This is a genomic window from Pseudomonas sp. R4-39-08 (assembly GCF_003852275.1).
Classification (GTDB): Bacteria; Pseudomonadota; Gammaproteobacteria; order Pseudomonadales; family Pseudomonadaceae; genus Aquipseudomonas.
Genome location: NZ_CP027733.1, coordinates 2,235,874 through 2,257,606 on the forward strand (window position 1 = coordinate 2,235,874; position 21,733 = coordinate 2,257,606).

Below are 21,733 nucleotides of genomic sequence, written 5' to 3' on the forward strand. Positions count from 1 at the left end.
GGTCAAAATTAGGATACGTATGTTTGGTATAGCCGTTGTTACGGGGGCTTCGATACGCCCTTCGAGTGTGTATGGGTTAAGTGAGTCAGGTTCAGTGCGAGAGGATACGGTCAGCGCCAAATTAACGACGGGTGTGGAAAAAGACCGGACTGAGAAGAATCGACACGACCTTCTGCGCAGTGTTCAGCTATGGTCGAATAGCGTCGAAGCACTTCAGCTCAAACTTAGAATGGTCGATATCAATAAGGGCGATGGTTCTCGAAAGCTAAGGGAATTGCTGGAGGAGGCGCTTGTGTCTAAAACCAGCGCGTTGTTAGACGTAAAGAAGGCGTTGTTTTCTGGTGCTTTTGATTTGGTGAGGCTTGAGGGGTGTCTAAGGCCAATAAATACAGCGTTGCAGTTAAATTCTACGGTACCGCCAGATATGAGGCGGAGCGGGGAGGTTGAGAAAAGTTTAGAAGATAAAATTGTAGAACTCATTGAGCAGTTAGATAAAGAATATCAAGCGTCTTATTTTTTTGTTGTTGAGCAATATGCCGCCTTGTATTCCGATTTTAATAAGAATATCACTGCGGAAATGTCTGGTTGGATCGATGCTGATGACAAAACAGTTTATGTCTGGGTTGGTGAGATTGAGGCAGCATTGGAGGACATACTCGCTAAGTACAAGCGCCATCCTACAGGTGTTTTGTATCCGCCTCAGGAAGATGGTCATGTGAGTGTGGTAAGCCGCGAAGAAGCGGAGAAATGGGTCCAAGAACTTGGCTCCGGTGTTATCGTTGAGAATGACGATGGGGGCTGCATCATAATGATGGATTTAAGCCCTATACAAAAAATGATAGACACGTTGCCAGATGATACCGCAGGAAGTGACTACGCCTTTTTGGATCACGCGAAGTATTCAGCTTGGCAAACAGGTTTTGGTAGCCAAGAGGAAGAGCTAAAAAACACGCTTCAACAGTTCACAAACAAACTGGACTCTGCAGCAAGCTTGGTGAGAAGCTTTATTCAAACGTTGTCATCAAGCATTAGCGCAATTGAGCAGACCAATAATCAGATTATGAATAATTTGAAGTAGGCAGCTGATATGAGATCAACTTCTCCTTCAAATATTGCCATACCGTTTCGCAGGGCTAATTCTCTTATCCGAAATCATTTGGATGGAAAGGTGGTTAAAGGAGGTAATGCAGACAAGCAAGTACAATTTTTATCAAGGGCTGACACTGCGGCGCGTCAACATTATTTAAGAAATGCAGTGGGTGCTGGATCATTGGACTCATTACTTGGAAAGCACAATAGTTTGAAGGGTGCTTTGGATGAGTTGGCATCGAACTATAGGGAAGCACATTTTTCCTCCAGAGCCAATAGTTGTTACCAAGAACTTAGCGCTTCGCAATTGCGTGAAATTAATGATTTGCAGCGGGTGGTAATTGTGAGTGCTGCCAATATGCCATCGATCGCCGTGACGTTGTTTGGCGAGCTTAATACCTTTTTGGAGGATAATGCAGGTAAACTAAAAGAAGGAATTTCGCTTATCGCGTCTGACTCAAAGTCTGCCTCGCTGGTTAAAAGTTTTGACGCTTTAAAACAGTCTGTGGCGAAGCAGGTACGTTATGAAGAAGCCTACGGGTTTTATGCTGATGTTAACAAAAATTTTGGTAAGCCTGCTATCTCCGCATATTTGAAAAATAGGGAGGTTTCCATTCCTACTGGTTCCGTATTGCCTGAAGGTAAAATCATGAGCCAGTCGGCCGCTGAGACGATGGCTGATCTGAGAAGAACGAATACAGAGGGTAAAACAGGCGGTGTGCTGGATTTCGTTTCACTTTCTGAGGTGGTAAAGTTCGTAATGACCGAAGTGGATCTTCGCCGTCCACTGATTGAGAAATCGCCGAAAGAGCTGGTGGGCGACGGTGGCTCTGGGACCGATCGCTCGACCTCCGCGCCCGAAAGAAGAGGCCGAAATGCGCCAGGCACACCAGGAATCACGAACTCAAATGTGCAGAACATTAATATTAGCGCAGATTTATTGAGAGCTCTGGCAGGCGCGGCAAATAGCCATGAGCCAACTGCCATAAATAAAAAAACTTCAGAGCAGAGCGTGCCTGATGAATCAATACCTGCTGGAACTGATGCGCTAGACATGCCGCAGGACGTTAACGATAAGTCGAATGTTGCAGAGCTGAATTCGCTACCGCCGCCGCCGCCGCCGTCACAGTCGCCGTTGAATCGTCAAAGTTCAGTTAGTGCGCTGATTAAAAAGTTTGACGGAGATCGAAATGATACCCTTGATCGGGAGACTCTCAACAGCCCTGAACACGATAAAAAAAATGATGATGTTGAACTCCGACATAAACTCAATCCAAACTCGCCAGCGAGTGTATTGAGTTTTGGAAATGTAACATACGTACCTTGGACTGATCGGGACTTTAGTAAACGCGGCAGCATTATGCTCGATGCGCGCGAGAGCCTGGCTGCAATACTCAAGGCTGTGAGTTACTCTTTGCAGGTTTCTAGTGCTGACACGAAGAATCAACGGCATGCTGTTAACCTGCTTAAGCGAGATTTGAGTAATTTTGACGATACCCAAAGTCTTTCCAGTGCCAGTTTTGAGACGTTAAGTCAAATGCTGAACAGCGGCCGCATGAATAAATTTGCATTGGATCTGAAAAGTGGATTGAAGTCATTTGAAAATAACAATATTAAAATGCGACGTAACTATGAAAACGTGAGGCAAACAATGGAAAAACTGCAAGCATTATTCGCGTTCATTGAGTGATCAACTTCACGGCTTGTTCAAGCGCAGTAATATGAGGTGGAGGGCGTGGGGTGAATGAAATTGATCCAGAATTTAGTATGCTACGAGCACTATTAGCCTATCACTTCAGGCTTGCTCAAGAAAAGATAACTAGCAAGACACTAATTATTGAGCAGCTTATGGCGGATTCGTTAGACTTGATTGATATAGGCTTGCAGTTGAATGAGGTATTTAATATTGATTTGAATGTGTCGCTGGTAGCGACTAGTCATAGCGTGGAGGATATGTATTTGCACGTTAGAACAGCGCTCGCGCTGAACGAAAATACGTAAAGTAATGCCGTAAAGCGTCCTAAAAAAATAAAAAATCCAATTATGCAACTTAAGCATCAATCATTCTATGAGCCTGTGCGCTACTAGCGCGTCAGAAATTTCTTGTGTCGTGCTGGATGTTTCCGGCGCTATTGTGGTCGTTTCTTATCCACCCGGCGCCTTTCTTGCCTCTAGTATAGCTCCATCGATTTTGGGTAGTCGTTTTGGCGGCGCATTATACTGGCGAGGTTAGAAAAGTGACTGACATAGTTAATCCTTCTTTTACTGAAGATGTGGCATTTGGAAAGTGGGTTTGGAGAAAAAACAGAGGTCTTTGGTTAGGCAGTGAGTGTGTGCATTTGCCTCCTAAAGAATCCAGGCTCCTTGAACTATTGCTTGCCTCTGAGGGGCGGGAGCTGAGCAAGGATAGGTTGCTGGATAGTATCTGGCCACATCAGGCGGTGGGGGAGGAGTCTCTTAGCCGTTGTATTTATATCTTGCGCAAAATACTGCGCTCTTCAGATAGCAAAAGTTATATCGCAACCATCTATGGCAAAGGCTATCGGTTTGTTCGGCCTGTTATATCCATACCTGAAACCACGCACTCGATCGCGATTGCGCACTCTGTGAAGTTAACCCCGAATGGTGCCAGTAGTGGTCGTTCAGATTCCGCTCACGCGCCGTCTAGTGTCACCGCACTTATCTGCGACACTCAAATGCTGGATGAGCTGGGTGGATTGCAGAACGGTCGACGTATGTGTTTAGAGCTGGTCAACCAATGCGGCACCTTGACACTGCGCCGATTGAATCCCTCCGCTCCAGAGCCTATTGAACGGTTCACTTCTGGGGCGAGTCGGAGTGCTGCCTAAGCATGAGAATATATAAAAAAGTTGAACTTGCAGTCCATTCGAGCGCCGCACCATTGTCCGGTGGATCCAGGTTTTTTGAAGAGTGTCCTGTTTGTCTTGTCAGCCAAAGACGCCTGCGAGAGTCGGCCAGGTTCGCGGGGAGGCTGCTTTGACCCGATATCTCTTGGTCGGCCTGCTACTGTTGACAAGGCCTTCTTGGGCGGATGCTTTCTGCTGGGAACAGGTGGGAGCGTCCTACGATATTGAACCAGAGCTTCTTTTTGCTATAGCACAAGTCGAGTCTTCGCTGCGAACAGATGCGCTGAATCATAACCATGATGGTTCGCGGGATATTGGTTTAATGCAAATCAATAGTCGCCATCTACCGTGGCTCAGTGAGATGGGTATCGACGAAGGCCGACTATTAAATGACCCCTGCTTGAGCATCGCTGTGGGTGCCTCAATACTGAAAGAGTTTATTGGGCGCTTTGGCTATAGCTGGGAAGCTGTCGGCGCTTACAACGCTGGAGGTTCTGCTTCTAGGGCAACGTCACGGCAGCGTTATGCCAAGCGTGTCCAGGAGCGTTATCACATGATGCGCAGTGATTTGAATCTTGATGGATAATACTTCTATCCATCAAGATTTAATATCGAGTTGGCATTAATCTATGTCCATATCGCGCGATGTAAAACGGTGGAAGGGCAATATGTTGTTAGGCGAAAAAGAGCAAGGCACCACGAACTTCGGTTGCGTGCTACGTGTTCTGGATGGGCCGCTGTGCGGCTGTGAGTATGAGTTGCGTGATAAACAAAACCTGTTCGTCGTCGGTATGGAAAGAGAATTTTTCAACGATGAATCAGCCGTTTCCTTTCCTGAGCACTCATTTTATATACCGCTGGAGGGCAGTAGTAGTAATTTTGAAGTGCTTGTTGAAGAAACTGCACAGTCTGGCGTCATGGTGCGTATATTCGGTGAGGAAGTAGTAGAGCGATCTTTAACTTATCAAGTCATTCACCGTGTAGGTAGTTTGCGTATTGCTTTACGTCCGATGGATGCAGACTGGGTTGACGGTTTGTTTGACGAGCCTGCGCCCGAAACGTTTGCACGGACAATTTCTAATAGGCTCTCGGTGAAGAGCGTAATAGCGATGCTACTAAGTGGCGTAGTATTGATCGCCTGCTTCTGGTGGGAAAGCCGGCCAACGCCAGTGGTGAGTGTGAAGTCTGTCGTTGGCGGGGTCAGCAGCCCTTACAGAATTATTAAAGGCCGCGATGACAAGATTTACATGTTTGCTTCAAGCGAGCGCGAGCTGAGCTGGGGGCGACAGGTCATGATGCGAAACAATAGTACTGGCATCGATGTGAGGTCGATACGCGAGGAAGCAAAGCGTGTTGAAGGCGAGTTGCTTCGTCATTACACCGGTTTAGCATTCCATCGACTCGATCTGAATAATCCTGAATTTCCCCGTCTGGTTCTGAGTAAGGAGCGTGCTCACTTAGACCTGGCCGCTGGCGAGGCGCTTAGGACTTTCTTGTTAAAGGACATGCCTTATGTGCAGTCAGTAAAAATCGAGCGACGCAGCGACCTGGAGCTAGAGGCACTGGCAAAAGATGGTTTGCAGCGCTTGGCTGTTCCATTTGAACGAATGCATCACCCGGCTGGCGTCACGTTTAAGGTTAGAGGTGCGTTGAATGACGGTGAACTAAATAACGTACGCGAGCTGGTTGAGTCGTTTTATCAGCAATGGGGAGGACGTTATGTTTCATTTGCGCTAGAACTCGATGACGATTGGTTGAAAGGCAAGTCCTATCAGCTAGGTTCACAAGGTTATATAAAAATGAGTCCGTCTTCTTGGTATTTTCCCGCACCGACTTAATAAATTTGAGGTAATAAAACATGGCAAACACTAATAGCCCTAAACCGGCCGCGCCTAGTGGCTGGTTGACCGAAGTTTCACAAGATTTCGATGAGTCGGTGACGGATCTTAAAAAGGAATTGGATGCTTCATTGGATAAGCTAAAGGGTGATGCTTCAGATCCCTCCCTACTTGCTGATTATCAAGCTCGGTTGTCGGAGTATAATTTGTTTCGTAACGCACAATCGAACACCGTAAAGGTATTCAAAGATATTGATGCTGCGATTATTCAAAACTTCCGTTAGTGCTTAATTGATCTCCTTTTTTCACATCTTGGGGCCCCGTACCGGGGCTGGTTAAGTTTAGAGTGTATTTATGTCCGGCTTAGAACTAATCGCTTCTCCTAGCGCACAGGTGAGCTTTTTAAACAACCCCGCCAGTGATGCGTCAGAATCTTTGGAGGGCCGGCTTATCCAGGCCTTTTCTGAAAAAAGCGTGGAAGCAGAACACTATGTATCCGCAATCAACTCAATTTTGTCGCGTCCGGGAATGCTCAGCGACCCAGAGGTTCTCTTCGAACTGCAACAGCAAACCGCGAATTATAATCTCGATATCTCCATGGTCAGTACACTTACACGTAAGGCCGTGGGGGCCGTTGAGGCATTGATGCGCTCATGATGCTGCGGTGGCTATTACTCGGATTGGTGTTCTTGGGGTTGGTAGGCTGTCGTCAGGCGGATCTGCTGGACGGATTAGATCAGCACCAGATAAATGCTGTTATCGCTGTACTGCAGCGTAACAATATTGAGGCGGTCAAAGTCGATCAGGGCAAGAATGGTTATAGCGTCCACGTCCGCCAGTTGGATTTTACCGCTGCAGTTGACTTGTTACAATTGCATGACCTGCCACCCAAGCCTCGGCTTGAGGTTGCACAAATGTTCCCACAGGATTCGCTGGTTGCTTCGCCCCGAGCAGAGAAAGCCAGATTGTTCTCAGCCTTGGAGCAACGCCTGGAACAAACATTGGCCACACTGGAAAAGATTGTCCGGGCCAGGGTGCACGTCAGTTATGACCTAGATGCCGGGGAAGGAGGCCGTAAGGCTTCGCCCATACATCTTTCTGCCCTGATCGTGCATGAGCGGGGTGTAGACTCACAACTATTGATCGGTGATATCAAGCGGTTTTTGAAAAACAGTTTTTCGGATGTCAGTTACGACGATATTTCAGTTGTGCTTTCACCTAAAAGCGAAATTCAGCACTTTGCGCCTTCAGCGGCACCCACGAATCATAATAAGAATTACCTGCTGGGCGGTCTGATTCTGATGGTCTTATTAGGCGGCCTATCGAGTGCTTATTGGTATTGGTCAGTAAAGCGGCGCCAAACTAAGGCGGACCTATGATGGATTTTGCCCCGCGGTTGAGACATATCATGTTTGATCCTTTGGCCTACCTACATCCAAGTCGTCTGAGCAGGACAATCAATCTTAGTTCTGCGCGGCAACGGAGCGCGCTTAATGGGATTTTTCTTGACGCACTACCCAATGCGATGCCGGCTACGCCGGAGGTTGATTCTGTGTATGCGCATTGGGTGAGATATTGGCACCGCCTGCCTCATATTGCTCTGGCTCTGGGGGCGCAGCAATTGCGTCAATACCTGGCGCAAGGAGGGACTTGGTTATGCCTGCCTGAGCAAGCCCAGGCCTTCGCAGCCTATAAGCTTCGTGAAGCCCGCGAAGAGGAAAAAACGTCTTTGGTGTCTGTGGCCCAAGTCCAGGCATGTGGGCTTTCCGCATTGCTGGCGTGGAGAGAGTGGGTGCCTGAGGCACTGGTAGCACGGCTGCCGCTACTCTTCCCTGAGAAAATAGTCGAGCTGCAGGGAACCCAGCCGATACCTTCTGCTGATCTATTAATTTTTAAATTGGCTCTACAAAATGATCAGAATTATTCCCATTCACGATAACCTTCTGATTGAGGATAGCGTCTGGGTCGCCTCAGTGCATCTGCAGAAGCAAACGCAGGCCGTCGACATTCTTGACCAGGCGATTGCTCAAGCCAATAGCCGTATCCACGCGGCTCAGTGCGAAGCGGATGCAATTCATCAGCATGCTTTTCGCCAAGGGTATGACAAGGGCGTCTGCGTCCTGGCGCAAGATGTCGTGCATGCAGTGGGCCAAGCAAGTGCTCTTCAGAAGCGTCTAGAGGTGATCTTGCATCGTACTGCTGTTGATTTAGTCGCGGACTTGCTGGGCCGGCCTGAGTGTTTGGAGGCCATGTTTGCCAGATGGCTGAAAGAGAGCAGAGCCGACGCCAGCTCGGACCAAGCTATGACCGTGGTATTGCCTCAACGCTTGGATGCGTGTGGTGAGGAGTTTGTGGCTCGTCTACGCTTGCATTGGAGTGGCACAATGAATGTCGAATTCGTCGACGGGGAATATTACCGATTTCGTTGTGACCAACAATTTGCCGAGCTGAATGGTCGGGCTATCGGCGAAGAACTGGCCCCGGAATTGATGGTGAAATTAGGCCTATTGACGGAGCAGTGCGGGCGGATTTCTGGCGAGGTCCGGTCTGCTATTTTGCGGTTTACCGGGTTGGATGAGTCGATTTGTTTGAATAAAGGGATCATGGAATGAACATTGGTGCCATTCGCCCCGCTGGTAGCCAAGCCGTGCTCGCCGCTCAAGAAGCGATCCTTGATCTGGATCAGCGTGTGCTTGAAGTTGGTGCGCTATCCAAAACCTCTTTGGATGATCCTAATTTCGAAGCGTTCTACCAGAGGTTATTGGCTATAGCAGACGATGGTTTGAGCGGCGCAACAGTTTATGAGTGCTTACGCGCGTTTGAGGCTGATGGAGCGCATCCTTATCGCACCACTGAAACCCAGGCTGCAGTTTTGGCCTTGACCCTGCAGCGCCTAAAAGAGGATAGTCTTCAAGATACAGCGCTATATAAGAGTGTCACAGAGGCTCAATCTCGTGTTTTTTCGGCGAAATTTATGGTTCAGGAATATATGCAGCAAATATTCATGGTGGCTGAAGAGCTGCCCGAATGGTGAGCTCACAATGTGGACGACATCGCGCCTGATCACTTCAGAGGTCGCGGGCGCAGTCAATCTTTTAATACCATTATCAGGTGTAGACAGTGGGAAAAATACTGATTGTTGATGATCATCCGATACTACGATTAGCTGTTCGTTTGTTGTTGGAGCGTGACGGGCACGAGGTGGTGGGGGAGGCGGACAATGGGGTCGATGGTGTCAGTTTAGCTCGAGAGCTGAATCCTGGCCTGGTGCTGCTTGATATAGGTATTCCGAACCTCGATGGGTTGGAGGTAATCGCTCGTATCCAGACATTGGCAACGCCGCCAAAAGTCCTGGTACTAAGTGCACAGGAACCTGCTTACCTTGCCCACAGGTGCATGCGGGCTGGGGCTGCCGGTTTTGTGTTTAAGCAGGAGGATCCAGCGGAGCTACTCGCTGGTGTGCGTGCAGTGTTGTCGGGCTACAGTTTTTTTCCTAGCCAAACGCTCAATGACGTTCGCAATGACGCAGGGAAATCTGACGAGGCTACATTGCTAAGTACGCTGACCGATCGAGAGCTCACCGTTCTTCGTTATCTGGCGTTGGGATACACGAATAAACAAATAGCTGATGAGTTACTGATCAGCAACAAAACGATCAGCTCTTATAAAATACGCTTGCTTGAAAAATTGAACGCCTCTAGCCTTGTAAGCTTGGCTGAACTGGCGAAAAGAAATTCACTGGTATGAACGTTTAAACAACCGCTTGCGGTAGAGCACTCTGTCATGAGCGCTATTTGAAAGCCTGCTTCAGACGCTATTGATACTTTCGGGTCTCATTTGGCGTCTTGAGGCAAAATAAATGAATGTTAAAAACGTTGGCGCCGGGTCAGCGCCAGTAGGCGTGTTTCCCAGAACGACTTCAGATCTGCCAGTGCGAACATCGTGCAGTATTCGTAATGTACTAGGGATTTCCAGCCGCCAGCTAGATGAGTTTTGTTCCGAACATTTTGGAAATATTCTTACGTTGTGTGCATCGTATAGGCAAGCATCAGCGATCATGGCGGGCCACTTAGAGAACTTACTGGAACAAGTACGCGAAGTCACGCCCGACCAATGTGATAAACATAAAATTGTCAGCAGCCTCACAAATAATTTGCTGGCCAGTCTGACTCATATCGACTTGGAACAAGCGCAGCGCGCTATAGAAAAAATCCAAAGTCATTTCGATCAGAGCGCATTAGATGGCGCTCTGAATGCGTTGCGTCTGTCTTATCACAAAGCTACCCATTCAAGCGGTCGAATGGCGCACGCACAAGAAATGCAGAGTGACGTACTGCATTTTTTCCAAGGGCATTCTTTCGAGCGTCTAGCCGGTTTTCTCGCATATTTTCATGATCACGTTCAAATACTACAAAAAGATGGCACTGGCATTGGCAATCAACAGCATTGGGGGCTGAATGAGATAGCCACGGCTGCGGCCTTGGGGACCTTGGCCGAAGAGGCAACGGTCGACGTTACGGGGCAAGAAAGTCTTTGCCGGGTTGCGGCTGCGGTTATTCCCAGCGGCACAGCTTTCGATTTTATGCCAAATATAGGTAGAGACGGAAAACCCGGGCTTGGTACTGTCATTGAAGGCCTGTTGAGAAGTGGTGCACTTTCAATTCCGGATAATGCAGCATGCGAGGATATCGTGGCGATGGCGTACACTCTTGCCATTTGCGATACACAGCGTAACAACCTATCCGGTCTCGCTAGGCCCACGAATAAAATTGTGTACACAGTGGCGCCTGCAGTTTATAGGCTGTTGATGGAGTGCGCACAAGAAGATCCCCTGAAATTCGGTACTCTATTTTTTGACAACGGGCGGCTTAGCGAGGCCGGCCTTGCTCTGTGCAGCAAATTGACAACTACGGTTGAAGTGTTTGAAGAGTTTGCGCCTTATACGGATGCCACAGCTAAGAATGAGAAAGGGGGGCCTAACAATCCGCTCAGCGTGATTTATACCGAGGGGACTCTGACTGCGCACGAAAAACAGCGTGCAGTACTTGAACTTTTAGGTGGAAATGGTTTCTTTGGTTCCGCCAATGTGGCAGAGGATATTGAGGGGTTCTCAAAAACATTCCGTCATCCCGTCCTAGAAAAAATAAGAAGACGTTCCATAATGCCCGATCCGCGAGAAAGTTATATATATGGGTACGCAAAGCTCTCAGAAAAGCTTGGAGCTGAATGTCATGCAGGAAGAGTTAAACTGGATGCTGTGCTTGGGGAAATCAAGGCTATGGGCGGGTCTGTGTTAGACCGAGAAAAAACAACTGAGAATATCCTATGCTTGCCCTGCTGATGTAGTCCAAGCAATCCATTACATAATTTCTCGCGTACCTTGTCTTCATGGCATGGGGCGCGAGTAATACCCATCCAGCTCTGTCAACTGAACTCTAGATTATTTCGTTGCTGGGGTTGGACCAAGCTTGACGCTGCCATAATATGGAAAATAATCGTAACCGGCGAAGATTGCTTCGATTGCGTTAAGGAAGTCGCGTATGCCTGCGCGCTTACTGACAAAACCGGAGGCGCCGGCCCGTAAACAATATTCTGCGCAAGGCACTGCGGGATATGTACAAAAAATTAACATGCTAGGAGCATTCGATAACGAAGACATTTGTTTGATAATTGCTAACCCCTCTGTTTGATTTTGGCCAATATCAAAAGTTACAAGATCGGGATGATACAGGTTCGCAAGTCTTAGACCGTCTACTCCGTCGCTGATGTCGGCCAGAACTTTAATGCCTCGTCTTTCTAACACCGCTCTGATTGCCAGTCGCACGATCGGGTGTTTATCAATAATTATCACACTGTTCGAGTCTATCATGCGTCTACACCTTAGTTGGAATAAGAATTCTACAAGAACTCGTAAGACTTAACCATGGCGGAAGGGGCTGAAAGACAGTAGGAAAATTCTAGGCGCGCTAATTGTGTCGCGCGGCGGAAAGATAATAGCGCCAGTTGTAGGCAGGGTTTATACAACGTTTAAGGTGCCTTTAAGCGGTAAGGCGGGCAAACAATTGGCCGCCTATATCCAAGGATCGGCGTTACGGCCGTAATGAGTACATCGCGGGAGAGGGTGCTTCAGTCCACCTACTCAAAGTGTTTTTTTCTCTGGCGAATCAGATCGCGTTCTAATCCTACCATTGCCTGATCAAGGGCTAGGACCACGGCCGGTAAATTAGAATCTGACGGGTCAAGGTGACAGGAAGCTTCCAAAGCTTCACAGTGCTTGATCAGACTGCGAACCTTAACAACGCGAGCACTGCCCTTGATTTTATGAGCAAGCTCGGATAAGCCACGCAGATTGTCGTTTTTATTAAGCCGTCGTAATTCCTCTAAATCATCGGTGATACTATTAATTAATCCATCCAGCACACGCTTTAATATGTTGAGGTCTCCACCGGTAAGGTGCTCAAGGGTATTCAAGTCAAATTTATTGGATTCAGAATAATTAATTTCGTCATGAATGGCTATTGCGGAGCGTTTGATGAAACGCTCTAAGGTATCCAGCTCCACTGGTTTAAATAGGCAGTCATCCATGCCAGCCGATATGCACCGCTCGCGCTCCTCACGTTGAGCATTAGCAGTAAATCCTAAAATGATAGAGCGCACCCGGTTTTGAGCGCTCTCAATCACGCGTATTGCTTTCGCAAGCTCATATCCGCTCATCACTGGCATATTGCAGTCGGTAATGATGACGTCAAATATTTTCTGTTTCCATAATGCAAGGCCTTCAGCACCATTTTCAGCAAGATGCACGGAGTGCCCCAAGTATATTAGCTGTTCACTCAACAGCAATCGATTGGCGTAGTTGTCGTCAACCACTAATACACCTAAAATTGGAGCCGGGTTGGCTGCGGAGCTGTTTAATACTTCGGCCTTCTTTTCCTGCCGTGGTTCGAGCACGTTCAGTGTCAGTCGGCCAATGGCTTGTGTGCCCTGATCGATTTCGCTGTCGAGCTCCAATTGGCCTCCCATCATTTCACATAGATTACGGGAAATCATTAATCCTAATCCTGTACCAGAGCGGGCGTGCTGTCTCGTTCCACCTATCTGGGTAAATGGCTGGAATAAGCGCGCTATATCGTTAGCAGATATACCAATACCGGTGTCATTGACCGAAAATTCGACCTGTAATTGATCATCTGCTAATAAGCAAGAATGAACAACCACATCGACCCCGCCGTTTTCGGTAAACTTAATCGCATTACTGATTAAGTTGGAAAGTACTTGTTTAAAGCGCAGCGGGTCAACCAATACGTCGTAATTTATACTTTCGTTAATGTCTAACTTTAGAGTTAGGTTCTTTTGCTTGGCCAGTCCACTGAATACTCGAATAACAGATTCTACTAGGTCCTTTAGGTTGGCCCGCTCTTGATTCAGACTAAGGTGACCTGTCTCTATACGGGCAATGTCGAGTATATCACCAATTAAATCAAGCAAGCCGCGGGCGGAATGATAGGCGACTTCTATTGATGAGCGGTCATATTTTTCTTTATCGCGTTTCAAGCTTAATTCCAGCAATCCTATGATCGCATTCATAGGTGTTCTGATTTCATGGCTCATAGTCGCAAGGAATGTAGTTTTGGTCCGATTAGCCTCATCAGCATCATTTTTGGCTTGTTTGAGCTCCTCCAGAAGCAAGTGCCGCTCAGTTATATCTATCCAACCTCCGATTAAGCCTTGATTGGCACCTTCAGAGTTAGAGAAAGGTAGCATCCAGTGATAGATAGTTTGATGACGTCCAGCAATGTAAACTTCTCGATCACGCAAAAGAGGTTGGCCTGTCTGCAATACAGTTTGGCAATCCTTTTCATAGGCCGCCGACCTTTCCAATGAGGTTTTTGCTGAACTTAAACCACGAGCAATATCACCCTCGTTTGAAAGCGATTTTACGTAACTGTCATTGCAAATTAATAGGCGATTTTCTAAATCCCGCACGTAAATTGGATGCGGCGTGCCGTTTATCAGGGCTTCCATAAAGTGAAGCTGATTGCTGAGTTCTCTTTCGGCTGCTCTGCGTTGCATGATTTGCCGACGTAAGTAAATTCCCCAACCCAATGCGATAGTCAATAGTGTGATAGTGCTAACTACGGATTTAAATATAATCTGACGATAGTCGCGCCATGATGGGGGCGCAATAACTGCGTTTGTGCGCCACCGGTTGGTAACAGAATCAATAACATCTGGCGGGATGCTTCTTATGGTTTTATCGAGAATTGCGTAAAGCTGACCTTGCCCCTTAAGTACACTGAGCGACGCTGTCGCAGGTGCAGAGTTTATAATCGATGCAATTTTCAGTGAGTTATCGCGGCTACGCAAATTGTAGCTGGCAATAGGTGCAGGTAGGATTGTTGCATCTACTGAGCCATCCTCTACCCAAGCAAGGGCCTCAAAATTATTCTCTGCGTTCTTTAAACGAATGAGCGGGTAATGTTCGCGTAACATCGGCAGAAGCGCATGGCCTGGCGCAACGCTTAACGTCCTGCCTGCCAGAGCCTCCAGCGTATCTGGGTATGCACTTTGATTGCGTACTACAAGTGCATAAGGTGCGATTAAATAAGGACGTCCAAATAAAAAAGATTGCATGTTTTCCTGGTTTTTAGGCAGGTCCGTTGCGATTTGCACTCTTCCCGCTTTTAAGCTTTCCTGCATTTCTCTAATGTTGGGGTGAGGTTGTATGTTGAATTTTAAGCCCGTTTTTCTCTCAATTAACTTAAGCAAGTCTCGTGTAATACCAAAATAATTACCATGGATGTCGAAATATGAAACGGGTGCCAGGTACCGGCTCACTGCTATATTTACCACAGGGTTTTTCTTGATCCAATCTTTCTCGTCTGCACTTAAATCCAGTGGCTGGAGCGTGAATAAGAGTTTTTCGCTCCAGCGTGTTTGTATTTCAGTTTTTACCTGTTCTGGCACGGCCCCTAGGGCGGTATTGATAAGGTTCAGCAAACGCGGGTTATCAGCGTTAATGGCAAAGCTGAAGCCTTCTTGTGCCGGGGGGGCGATATCCAAAATATCGAGATGGCTGGAATAATTTCGCGAAATAAGGTATTGAGAGGATATAGCATCCCCTAAAAATGCATCAGCTTGTCCAAAGGCGACTGCCGCGATAGCATTTTCTGTCGATGTGAACACTTCTATGTTTGCTTGAGGAAACATCCGCCGAGCCGCAGCCTCACTAATATAGTCGGAGTCAATTGCCAAGCGAATACGCGCGACTTTATCGTCGAAAGACAGGCTAATGCCTATGCGGCCGATTAGAGCGAGTCGATCATCGAGGTAGTTGTTGCTCAGTGCCAAATCTATTCTATTTTTTTCTCTTCGATTAGCGCTGCCCAATAAATCTATTTCGCCAGTTTTCAGTGCTTCCACGGCTTCCATATGAGTAGCGTAACGGCGAACGTCCACGGTTACACCAAGATAACCAGAAATTATCTGCATGTAATCTGCTGTGATACCCTCATAGTCACGATTGGAACTTGATATGTCCAACGGCGGATAATCAGGAAGCGACGTACCCAGTACCAAAGTCTTCTTTTTCTTTAGCCAGCGCCAACCGTTGTAGTCTAAATTTAACTTCTGGTGATCTTCATTGGTGTGGCTGAAGAGTTCTAAATTGTCCACACGACTAGCATGGGCTTCTGGCCCGGCGAATAGCGCGATCCAAAGCGCCGCACAGATATTGAGCGACAGCGTCTTCCTGAATATGTATTTTGGTGTTGGTTTTTTTTAATTTGCACGCTTAGGTGAATCGATTTCATGGTAACCCCTCTACAAATGTAGAACAGTACTTGAATATTTGGATGGTTGAGGCTTTGTTGCAGGATCGCTTTTTGAAATACTACTATAGCCTATTGCTGTAGGTTTTGTGTGTATAGCGATGCCTTTCTTTTGAATTGGGAATTGTAACTTGGCCAGTATTTGAGGAGTAGTGTAATGAGTGGTTTTGAGAGCGTTAGTGTTAGTAGCAGCGGGGAACAATTGGCGGTGCGAATTTATCCTAGCACATCAGTGATCCCGGCACCTGTTCTGGTGCTGTGCCATGGGTTTTGTGGCATCCAGAACGTTGTTCTGCCTGAGTTTGCTTTCGCTTTTGCTCAGGCTGGCTACAATGTCATTACCTTTGACTATCGAGGTTTCGGTGAAAGTGGAGGTGAGCGCGGCAGGCTTCAGACCAAAATGCAGATAGAAGATATTCATGCCGTTGTTAACTGGGTAAGCCAGCAACCGTCATTTGATACGTCACGCATTGGTCTGTGGGGAACATCACTAGGTGGCTGTCATGTCATTACGGTTGGGGCGCAGAACCCGCTGGTCAAATGCATCATCAGCCAAACAGCCTTTGCTGACGGGGAAATATTAATCACTAGCGCAATGAGTATTAAAGAGGAAAGTAAGCTATTTTCGACATTAAATCGGATGCAGGAGAAGAAAGAATCAAGCGGTAGGGAGTTATTTGTGCCTCCGTTAATGGTGCTGGATGATGAGCAGTCTCGAGTGTTTTTCGAAAAGCATCAAAAGTTTAATCCTCAGCTAAATACAAAAATACCCTTTTTAACCGTCCGGGAAATCATAAACTACAAACCGGTTATCATGGCCATGAGCGTTCGTCAGCCTGTATTGGTTGTCGCTGCCGAACACGACATTGTTAATCCCCCGGATCAAGCAGTCCGATTGTATGAAGCGCTGCATGCTGAAAAGACAATCATTATGCTTGAAGGTGCTGGGCATTATGATGTCTATGAAGGTGACACTCATTTTAAAGTTTTAAGACATCAAATTAACTGGCTGGGAATGTATCTTTAACCGCCACACCTACAGCAAGGAAGAACTATGGAACCTGTGGCTGCAATTAATGAGATTTTACTGAGTAACGAGCGGACTGTGATTGGGCGTGAAGATACTCGTAGATTTTTGCGTCTTGTAAGCGATGTGCATAATACCACTGCCGAATTAGTTTTTTCTGGTAAGACGCCGACCGTTGGTGCTACGATTTTTCGATTAGTTACTTTAGCGCTATCCTCAATATCGTTATCAGCAGGCTCTTGGTTAGGTCCGCCCGGAGCGCTTGCCACGCCATTATCGAACCCATTGTCAGACGATTTATTCAAAACACATATCGAATCTTTTGGGTTTGATGTTGTGTCAAAAGGCTTCGAGAGTCTAGAAGGGGCTAAGCGGGAATTTCTCACGCGAACTATTAATAACGGGATCTCTGTGGTTACTTCAGTAATAGAGTCTCTAAAAGGTATTGATGATCCGACATTTGATGCCAAGCTTACTGAGTGGGGAGTGGATCCCAGTATACGTCCGAGACTGTTGGAGAATTACAGAGCGATGCAGTCAATGTTGCTTTGGATGACGGAAGAGGGCGGGCAAGATATTTATCTTGTGGAACCGTATGACAATTCCGATCCCACTGCCGCCATTAACTTGGTTCAAGACGGCGAGCAAAGGATTGCGTTTTCTCTACAATTCTTTAAGAAATGCGCCATTCCCGCTGTTAATGCGCTTTTGCATGAGGTGGCGCATCTCTGCTGTAATAAATTTGATTTCTATTATTTTTCTCGTGAAAAGTCTTGCTTGGATGATCAGTATGCTGAACTGCCTTTGCATAGACAGATAAAAGATTTCGCCAGAGGTTTTGAGCAATCCTCCAAGCTTGTGGCAGAGCATATTGAAGGTGAGGAATTTCTTTCCGCTATTGCTCCCAAAGATAACACAAAGACGCTCACGCAACTTTATAATGAAGATGCTGACACCAAAGTAATGGTGAACTTTATGAATGCCGATTCGGTTAGCGCGTTGGCGATCGTTATTGCAGACTATAATTTACACCATGATGGCAATGTCCCTTTAAAGGAAACGTCATCCTTTAAATCTCCACCGGAAGCGGGTCTATATGTGGAGAGTTGAGATTCGTTTCAATCATTGATTTGTAGGATCTCGCACTGTTTCGTAAGCAGTGCGAGCTGGTTTTGTTGCGGGTGGTACTAAGGATAACGAAGAGTCCGTAATACATCGGAGGTTTGGCTTAAAATAGCATCCGCTTATAGCGAGATATAAAAGTGGCGCCGAATTCCAAACGTCATACAGTTGCAGAGTTTGTATCGGTAGTTATTGTCATACCGCAATAGCTGCATGTGTAACTGGTTATCGAACCATAAAGGGCAAAAAATAGTTTTTTTTCGTGCAGAATCTCAGAGGTAAGAAAGTTCCTCGTCCGACGAGGAAGATTCTTGCCGCTGCATTGAGCGGTCTGATGTTGTGGTGCATCTCGATGTGAAAAAATTATAGACAGTTGGAACGAGCCCGTAGGCTAAAAGTGTGATCCAACCTATTTCTCATCGTGACTGCGTGGTTGTCCCTAACTTTGCCGCCGGAGCAGGTCTGGTTCCGGTTGGAGTAAAGCGTCGGGTAGCTCCCATGTGCCTTCCAGTCATTTAGTGCGTTCTTTAAGGGCATAAAGGAGCAATGCCTGTTTAAAAAGGCGCCCTGAATAATTCAGTAAGAAAATTTACTGTTGATATCTGCCGTTAGTAGTGAGAGAGCACATCAAGCATGTTTTACGAGAGCAATATTATGTGTTGCGATGATATGTTAAGGCTCGGCGATTTTGAGTTTTATAATGGTACATTAAAAGAGGTTTGTTGTGGTGATGCGTTCGATAGTATTAGCAGCGTTGATTTTTTTCTCACATCAGGCCTTAGCAACCTGTAGCATAAGTGGTGCAGGCGAATTTAAACTTGGAAAGGATATAGCGCTTTCGAGTAATGTTCCTGTAGGTACTGTACTAAGTAGTCATCGTCAGGTTATTACATACGGGGGGTGTCGGGCGGACGGGGTTGCATATTTGGAGGTGCCTCAAAAGCTACAAGTCGGAAGTGGACTATCAGTTGTTTTTTATTACGACGAGAAGCCAATAAATGGGACTACTGCAAGGCTGGGATTTTTCAATTCTCGCACCGCTAATCACTACTTTGTGTCTTTTGATTTGGTCCGCAGCGCGGGTCCTGTAGCGGCTGGTGATTTACATGCCGGCGGGATTCGGGCTAAACAGCTAGATTCTGATGGTGTCTCGCTAGGACCAGACCAACCAGGCGCAGTAATTGGTAGTGCTATTCTCGGAACGTGCGTTGTTACAACCCCAAATATACTTGTTCCTTTGCCGGCGGTAACCAGCTCTGAACTTTCTAGCATAGGCGCAACATTTGGTGAGGTATTCTTCACTATGGCTGTCAGCTGTAACAGCTCGAGTAAGGTATACGCCGAATTCACTGACTCGAACAATGTATCTAACAGTGGTGAGTCTTTGGAATTAGGAGCGGGCTCGACGGCAAAAGGGATTAGGTTTCAGATGTTGCTTGACGGCTCTTTGGTAAGGTATAAGCAAAGAAGGGGCTTGGGCGATATTCAGTCGGATGGCCTAATTCCCATGTCAGTTCGTTATATTCGAGACGGTAATCTCATTCCGGGTAGGGCTGTTGCGCAGTCTACTTATATAATCAGTTATGATTAAATTCTTGACTAAGCCATCTTTTTTTCTCCAGGTGTTTCGAGAAAACCGCTGTCGAACAATAATAGAGCCGTTGAATGTGCTCTTTGAATGCGATACTCAGTTGTGGTTGATGATTAAAATTGTAATGCCCCCTACACTCGTGCCTACTGCGATTTGTCAGTAAGCAATGGTGTTGGCGAGCCAATTAAAATTCATATATAAACTAAGCCGCGCTCTTTATTCTGCACTCTGTGTTGCTGCTGCAGTCAGCAAGGATGTTCATGGGGTGTTAGGAGGCGGATTGTAGGAGGGGCATAGGGTTGCTGCCCCGCTGAAATAGTTTCTGCCATGGCGACGGCGGCAACCAGCTTTGGTGGTTAGATGCTTGGCTCCGATCGTTTATTGGGTGAGAGGGCCAAAGGCCCTCTCACCTTGTCCTATTTCCGGCGCTTTGATTTGGATAAATGAAATGGTATCTGCCTCCAATAATACCAGTCCACTTCCTTGCGCGCTAAAGTCTGCTACATTATCCGGACAAGTCATTTCCTTTTGGGGTGAAGTAAGGATAAAGGCGTTCGATATTTCACGAAGTTGTCCATCTGATTCAGCCTAATATACTGCTATTCGAAGCCGGATGCAGCGGTTCTTCAATCCCAGCGGGTCGTCGATTTTAGTGCTGCTGGCATTGATTCGACTGGCGCTCTTGGAATGGGCGGGGCGGGGTAAATAAAATCTAACGGGCTCATTTTGGGTCCATGTTCGCTCGTGTCATTAGGTGTGGGGTTCAGTCTTTCTCGAGTGAGCTTTATATCCTTATCATAAAAAATGCTCTTAGCATGATCATCTTCTCTCATACAGCGTTTGTTCACAGCGCTGTCGTTGGCGGGCAGGGTTTCGATTGCTGGCTTGGATAGTGCCTTTACAGGTTGCTCAGGCCTAGCGCACTTGGAGTGTATAGTATTGTGGTGGTAAACATAATTTTTCTGACCTCTTGCTTGAAGCGCTGACCAGCTGTATTCCCGTTTGAATTTCATCCCTATTAAACAGCTTGTATAATCGGCTGATTTTTCTGCTGGAGTCCGCATCGTTAATGTTTCTAAATCCTTGAGTAGTTCGGTTTTCCTCCTCAATGCCTTAGAATTTTGTGTATAAAGGATTTCGCGGATGTGTTTGACAAATTCTCTTGCTTCGTTTTTTTTCGCGGAGTTGTATAGCTTTATATGGCTGTTCCGTACTATTTTAATGGTTTTTTTTAAGTCCCCGCTTTTGACTCTTTGATTATCTATTGTTTTGGCTGTTAAGCTCGATATTGCATGATGCTGATTTTTCGGATATTTTCATAGAACGTCAAATAGTGATGGTTGTAGTTTGGTTTTCCGTATTTTGGCGTGAGAAAGTTTAGAGTTGCAATTTTCAGGTGTTTTAGGCCTTACAGGTGCGCTCAGTGGACCTTAGTATTGGGCTTGATACTAAATATACAATTTATGTAGGGGGCTTAATTTCAAAAAACGCTCTCAGGGTCTACGCATTTAGGGCCGGCACCGGTCGCCGGCTACCAGGCAATGTGGCCTACAAAACCTTAGAAGCCAGAGCAATTCGGACGGAGAGGGCATGCAGATTTTGGTGGGGAGCTAGAAGCAATTCATCCCGCTCCGAGAAAATTCTGGTCTAGGGCGAGCGAATTCTGACTTGAAATGAGAGCGTGCTGATGTGACGGGCTTACGGCCGAGTTTAAGATTTTCTGCCCTGTCAGGTATCGCAGCACCTAAATATCTGAAGGCTAAAAAACTCAGTTTATTCTAACTTGGCTATTGCGAGACCCGCATAAATGAACTTCAAAGTGTTTTCTGTTGCTGTCTGTTTTGTCAGCCTAAATCTGCCCGTCCTTGCTCTCGCCGCCCAGACTGGACAGATCAACATCACTGGCAGAATTATCGAAACGAGTTGCGTACTTGATGCTTCTTCCACCAATGTCAACGTTGTACTGCCGACCGTGGACAAAAGTCAGCTCGCTGGCGCTCAGAGCGCTACCGGTCGTACCGGCTTCACGCTGCAGGTGACCGACTGCCCGGAGGATGCCAAGGTTTCTGCTGCATTTCTGCCTGATTCCAATGTTAATCCCTACGGCAACTTGGTAAACAACGCTGTAAACAAAGCCTCCAACGTCGAGGTTCAACTGCTCGATCAAAATCATACCGTCATCAATATCAATACCGATGACAATGCTTCCCAGGCTTCACGTGCCGTGGATATCAACGGAAAAGGCAGCTTGCAGTACTTCGCGCAGTACTTCTCCCAAGAGGGGAGCGCGGGTGGCGGTGATGTTTCCGTCATGGCCAATTTCATGCTGACCTACGAGTAATCGACTCGCCCGGGGTGTTCACCTCGGG

General features: G+C 46.9%; 20 protein-coding genes. 18 read left to right on the forward strand and 2 right to left on the reverse strand.

The features are described 5' to 3' along the window. Window positions 1-19 precede the first annotated feature (19 nt). The 14 genes from C4J88_RS10370 (at window position 20) to C4J88_RS10435 (ending at window position 11,135) form a co-directional block, all read left to right on the forward strand. A complete protein-coding gene (locus C4J88_RS10370; RefSeq protein WP_164487594.1) occupies window positions 20-1,078 on the forward strand; it encodes an IpaD/SipD/SspD family type III secretion system needle tip protein in 1,059 nt (352 codons plus the stop codon). 9 nt (window positions 1,079-1,087) lie between these two features. Then, entirely contained in the window at window positions 1,088-2,779 is a 1,692-nt protein-coding gene (locus C4J88_RS10375; protein ID WP_124403759.1) for a hypothetical protein, read from the forward strand. 50 nt (window positions 2,780-2,829) lie between these two features. Continuing rightward, window positions 2,830-3,090 carry a phosphopantetheine-binding protein gene (locus C4J88_RS10380; RefSeq protein ID WP_124406854.1) on the forward strand — a complete coding sequence of 87 codons (261 nt, stop codon included), beginning with the start codon at window positions 2,830-2,832 and terminating at the stop codon, window positions 3,088-3,090. Between the two features lie 236 nt (window positions 3,091-3,326). After that, entirely contained in the window at window positions 3,327-3,938 is a 612-nt protein-coding gene (locus C4J88_RS10385; RefSeq protein WP_256657474.1) for a winged helix-turn-helix domain-containing protein, read from the forward strand. Between the two features lie 148 nt (window positions 3,939-4,086). Beyond that, complete coding sequence (locus C4J88_RS10390) at window positions 4,087-4,542, forward strand: transglycosylase SLT domain-containing protein (RefSeq protein WP_124362271.1); 456 nt, start codon at window positions 4,087-4,089, stop codon at window positions 4,540-4,542. An 82-nt stretch (window positions 4,543-4,624) separates the two neighbouring features. Beyond that, window positions 4,625-5,794, forward strand: coding sequence for a PrgH/EprH family type III secretion apparatus protein (locus tag C4J88_RS10395; protein WP_164487529.1), 1,170 nt, complete (start codon window positions 4,625-4,627; stop codon window positions 5,792-5,794). A gap of 20 nt (window positions 5,795-5,814) precedes the next feature. Then, window positions 5,815-6,078 carry a type III secretion system needle complex protein gene (locus C4J88_RS10400; protein WP_124406855.1) on the forward strand — a complete coding sequence of 88 codons (264 nt, stop codon included), beginning with the start codon at window positions 5,815-5,817 and terminating at the stop codon, window positions 6,076-6,078. Between the two features lie 70 nt (window positions 6,079-6,148). Then, window positions 6,149-6,451, forward strand: coding sequence for a type III secretion system inner rod subunit SctI (gene sctI / locus C4J88_RS10405; RefSeq protein ID WP_124403762.1), 303 nt, complete (start codon window positions 6,149-6,151; stop codon window positions 6,449-6,451). Beyond that, window positions 6,451-7,173, forward strand: coding sequence for an EscJ/YscJ/HrcJ family type III secretion inner membrane ring protein (locus tag C4J88_RS10410; RefSeq protein WP_124405789.1), 723 nt, complete (start codon window positions 6,451-6,453; stop codon window positions 7,171-7,173). The genes sctI and C4J88_RS10410 overlap by 1 nt, the downstream gene beginning before the upstream one ends. Further along, window positions 7,170-7,733 carry a secretion system protein gene (locus C4J88_RS10415; protein ID WP_124403763.1) on the forward strand — a complete coding sequence of 188 codons (564 nt, stop codon included), beginning with the start codon at window positions 7,170-7,172 and terminating at the stop codon, window positions 7,731-7,733. Before C4J88_RS10410 ends, C4J88_RS10415 begins: the two co-directional genes overlap by 4 nt. Next, a complete protein-coding gene (locus C4J88_RS10420) occupies window positions 7,705-8,406 on the forward strand; it encodes a hypothetical protein (protein ID WP_124403764.1) in 702 nt (233 codons plus the stop codon). Before C4J88_RS10415 ends, C4J88_RS10420 begins: the two co-directional genes overlap by 29 nt. Continuing rightward, the gene (locus C4J88_RS10425; RefSeq protein ID WP_124403765.1) at window positions 8,403-8,828 is read left to right on the forward strand and encodes a hypothetical protein; all 426 of its coding nucleotides are present in this window, start codon (window positions 8,403-8,405) and stop codon (window positions 8,826-8,828) included. The genes C4J88_RS10420 and C4J88_RS10425 overlap by 4 nt, the downstream gene beginning before the upstream one ends. A gap of 86 nt (window positions 8,829-8,914) precedes the next feature. After that, window positions 8,915-9,541 (forward strand): response regulator transcription factor, encoded by a 627-nt coding sequence (locus C4J88_RS10430; RefSeq protein WP_124362279.1) that lies wholly within the window; start codon window positions 8,915-8,917, stop codon window positions 9,539-9,541. Between the two features lie 112 nt (window positions 9,542-9,653). After that, window positions 9,654-11,135 (forward strand): hypothetical protein, encoded by a 1,482-nt coding sequence (locus C4J88_RS10435; protein ID WP_124406856.1) that lies wholly within the window; start codon window positions 9,654-9,656, stop codon window positions 11,133-11,135. Window positions 11,136-11,234: 99 nt separating this feature from the next. Here the strand turns inward: C4J88_RS10435 and C4J88_RS10440 are convergent, their stop codons facing one another. Both C4J88_RS10440 and C4J88_RS10445 read right to left on the reverse strand, forming a co-directional pair. Then, a complete protein-coding gene (locus tag C4J88_RS10440; protein ID WP_124403768.1) occupies window positions 11,235-11,663 on the reverse strand; it encodes a response regulator in 429 nt (142 codons plus the stop codon). A 266-nt stretch (window positions 11,664-11,929) separates the two neighbouring features. Beyond that, entirely contained in the window at window positions 11,930-15,469 is a 3,540-nt protein-coding gene (locus tag C4J88_RS10445) for an ATP-binding protein (protein WP_124406857.1), read from the reverse strand. Between the two features lie 312 nt (window positions 15,470-15,781). On the opposite strand from C4J88_RS10445, the gene C4J88_RS10450 reads away from it, so the two are divergent. The 4 genes from C4J88_RS10450 to C4J88_RS10460 all read left to right on the forward strand — a co-directional run bounded on the left by C4J88_RS10450 (window position 15,782) and on the right by C4J88_RS10460 (window position 21,705). Further along, on the forward strand, window positions 15,782-16,651 hold the full coding sequence (locus C4J88_RS10450) for an alpha/beta hydrolase (RefSeq protein WP_124406858.1): 870 nt from the start codon (window positions 15,782-15,784) through the stop codon (window positions 16,649-16,651). Between the two features lie 27 nt (window positions 16,652-16,678). Continuing rightward, window positions 16,679-17,761 carry a hypothetical protein gene (locus C4J88_RS10455; RefSeq protein WP_124403771.1) on the forward strand — a complete coding sequence of 361 codons (1,083 nt, stop codon included), beginning with the start codon at window positions 16,679-16,681 and terminating at the stop codon, window positions 17,759-17,761. 742 nt (window positions 17,762-18,503) lie between these two features. Beyond that, complete coding sequence (locus tag C4J88_RS28045; RefSeq protein ID WP_370881259.1) at window positions 18,504-19,364, forward strand: fimbrial protein; 861 nt, start codon at window positions 18,504-18,506, stop codon at window positions 19,362-19,364. A 1,807-nt stretch (window positions 19,365-21,171) separates the two neighbouring features. After that, the gene (locus tag C4J88_RS10460; protein WP_124403773.1) at window positions 21,172-21,705 is read left to right on the forward strand and encodes a fimbrial protein; all 534 of its coding nucleotides are present in this window, start codon (window positions 21,172-21,174) and stop codon (window positions 21,703-21,705) included. Window positions 21,706-21,733: the final 28 nt, after the last annotated feature.

Coding starts and splice junctions, on each gene's coding strand:
- C4J88_RS10440 (WP_124403768.1), bottom strand. CDS start 11,663: ATGATAGACTCGAACAGTGTGATAATTATTGATAAACACCCGATCGTG.
- C4J88_RS10460 (WP_124403773.1), top strand. CDS start 21,172: ATGAACTTCAAAGTGTTTTCTGTTGCTGTCTGTTTTGTCAGCCTAAAT.
- C4J88_RS10435 (WP_124406856.1), top strand. CDS start 9,654: ATGAATGTTAAAAACGTTGGCGCCGGGTCAGCGCCAGTAGGCGTGTTT.
- C4J88_RS10420 (WP_124403764.1), top strand. CDS start 7,705: ATGATCAGAATTATTCCCATTCACGATAACCTTCTGATTGAGGATAGC.
- C4J88_RS10375 (WP_124403759.1), top strand. CDS start 1,088: ATGAGATCAACTTCTCCTTCAAATATTGCCATACCGTTTCGCAGGGCT.
- sctI (WP_124403762.1), top strand. CDS start 6,149: ATGTCCGGCTTAGAACTAATCGCTTCTCCTAGCGCACAGGTGAGCTTT.
- C4J88_RS10410 (WP_124405789.1), top strand. CDS start 6,451: ATGCTGCGGTGGCTATTACTCGGATTGGTGTTCTTGGGGTTGGTAGGC.
- C4J88_RS10400 (WP_124406855.1), top strand. CDS start 5,815: ATGGCAAACACTAATAGCCCTAAACCGGCCGCGCCTAGTGGCTGGTTG.
- C4J88_RS10425 (WP_124403765.1), top strand. CDS start 8,403: ATGAACATTGGTGCCATTCGCCCCGCTGGTAGCCAAGCCGTGCTCGCC.
- C4J88_RS28045 (WP_370881259.1), top strand. CDS start 18,504: ATGCGTTCGATAGTATTAGCAGCGTTGATTTTTTTCTCACATCAGGCC.
- C4J88_RS10450 (WP_124406858.1), top strand. CDS start 15,782: ATGAGTGGTTTTGAGAGCGTTAGTGTTAGTAGCAGCGGGGAACAATTG.
- C4J88_RS10415 (WP_124403763.1), top strand. CDS start 7,170: ATGATGGATTTTGCCCCGCGGTTGAGACATATCATGTTTGATCCTTTG.
- C4J88_RS10455 (WP_124403771.1), top strand. CDS start 16,679: ATGGAACCTGTGGCTGCAATTAATGAGATTTTACTGAGTAACGAGCGG.
- C4J88_RS10395 (WP_164487529.1), top strand. CDS start 4,625: ATGTTGTTAGGCGAAAAAGAGCAAGGCACCACGAACTTCGGTTGCGTG.
- C4J88_RS10370 (WP_164487594.1), top strand. CDS start 20: ATGTTTGGTATAGCCGTTGTTACGGGGGCTTCGATACGCCCTTCGAGT.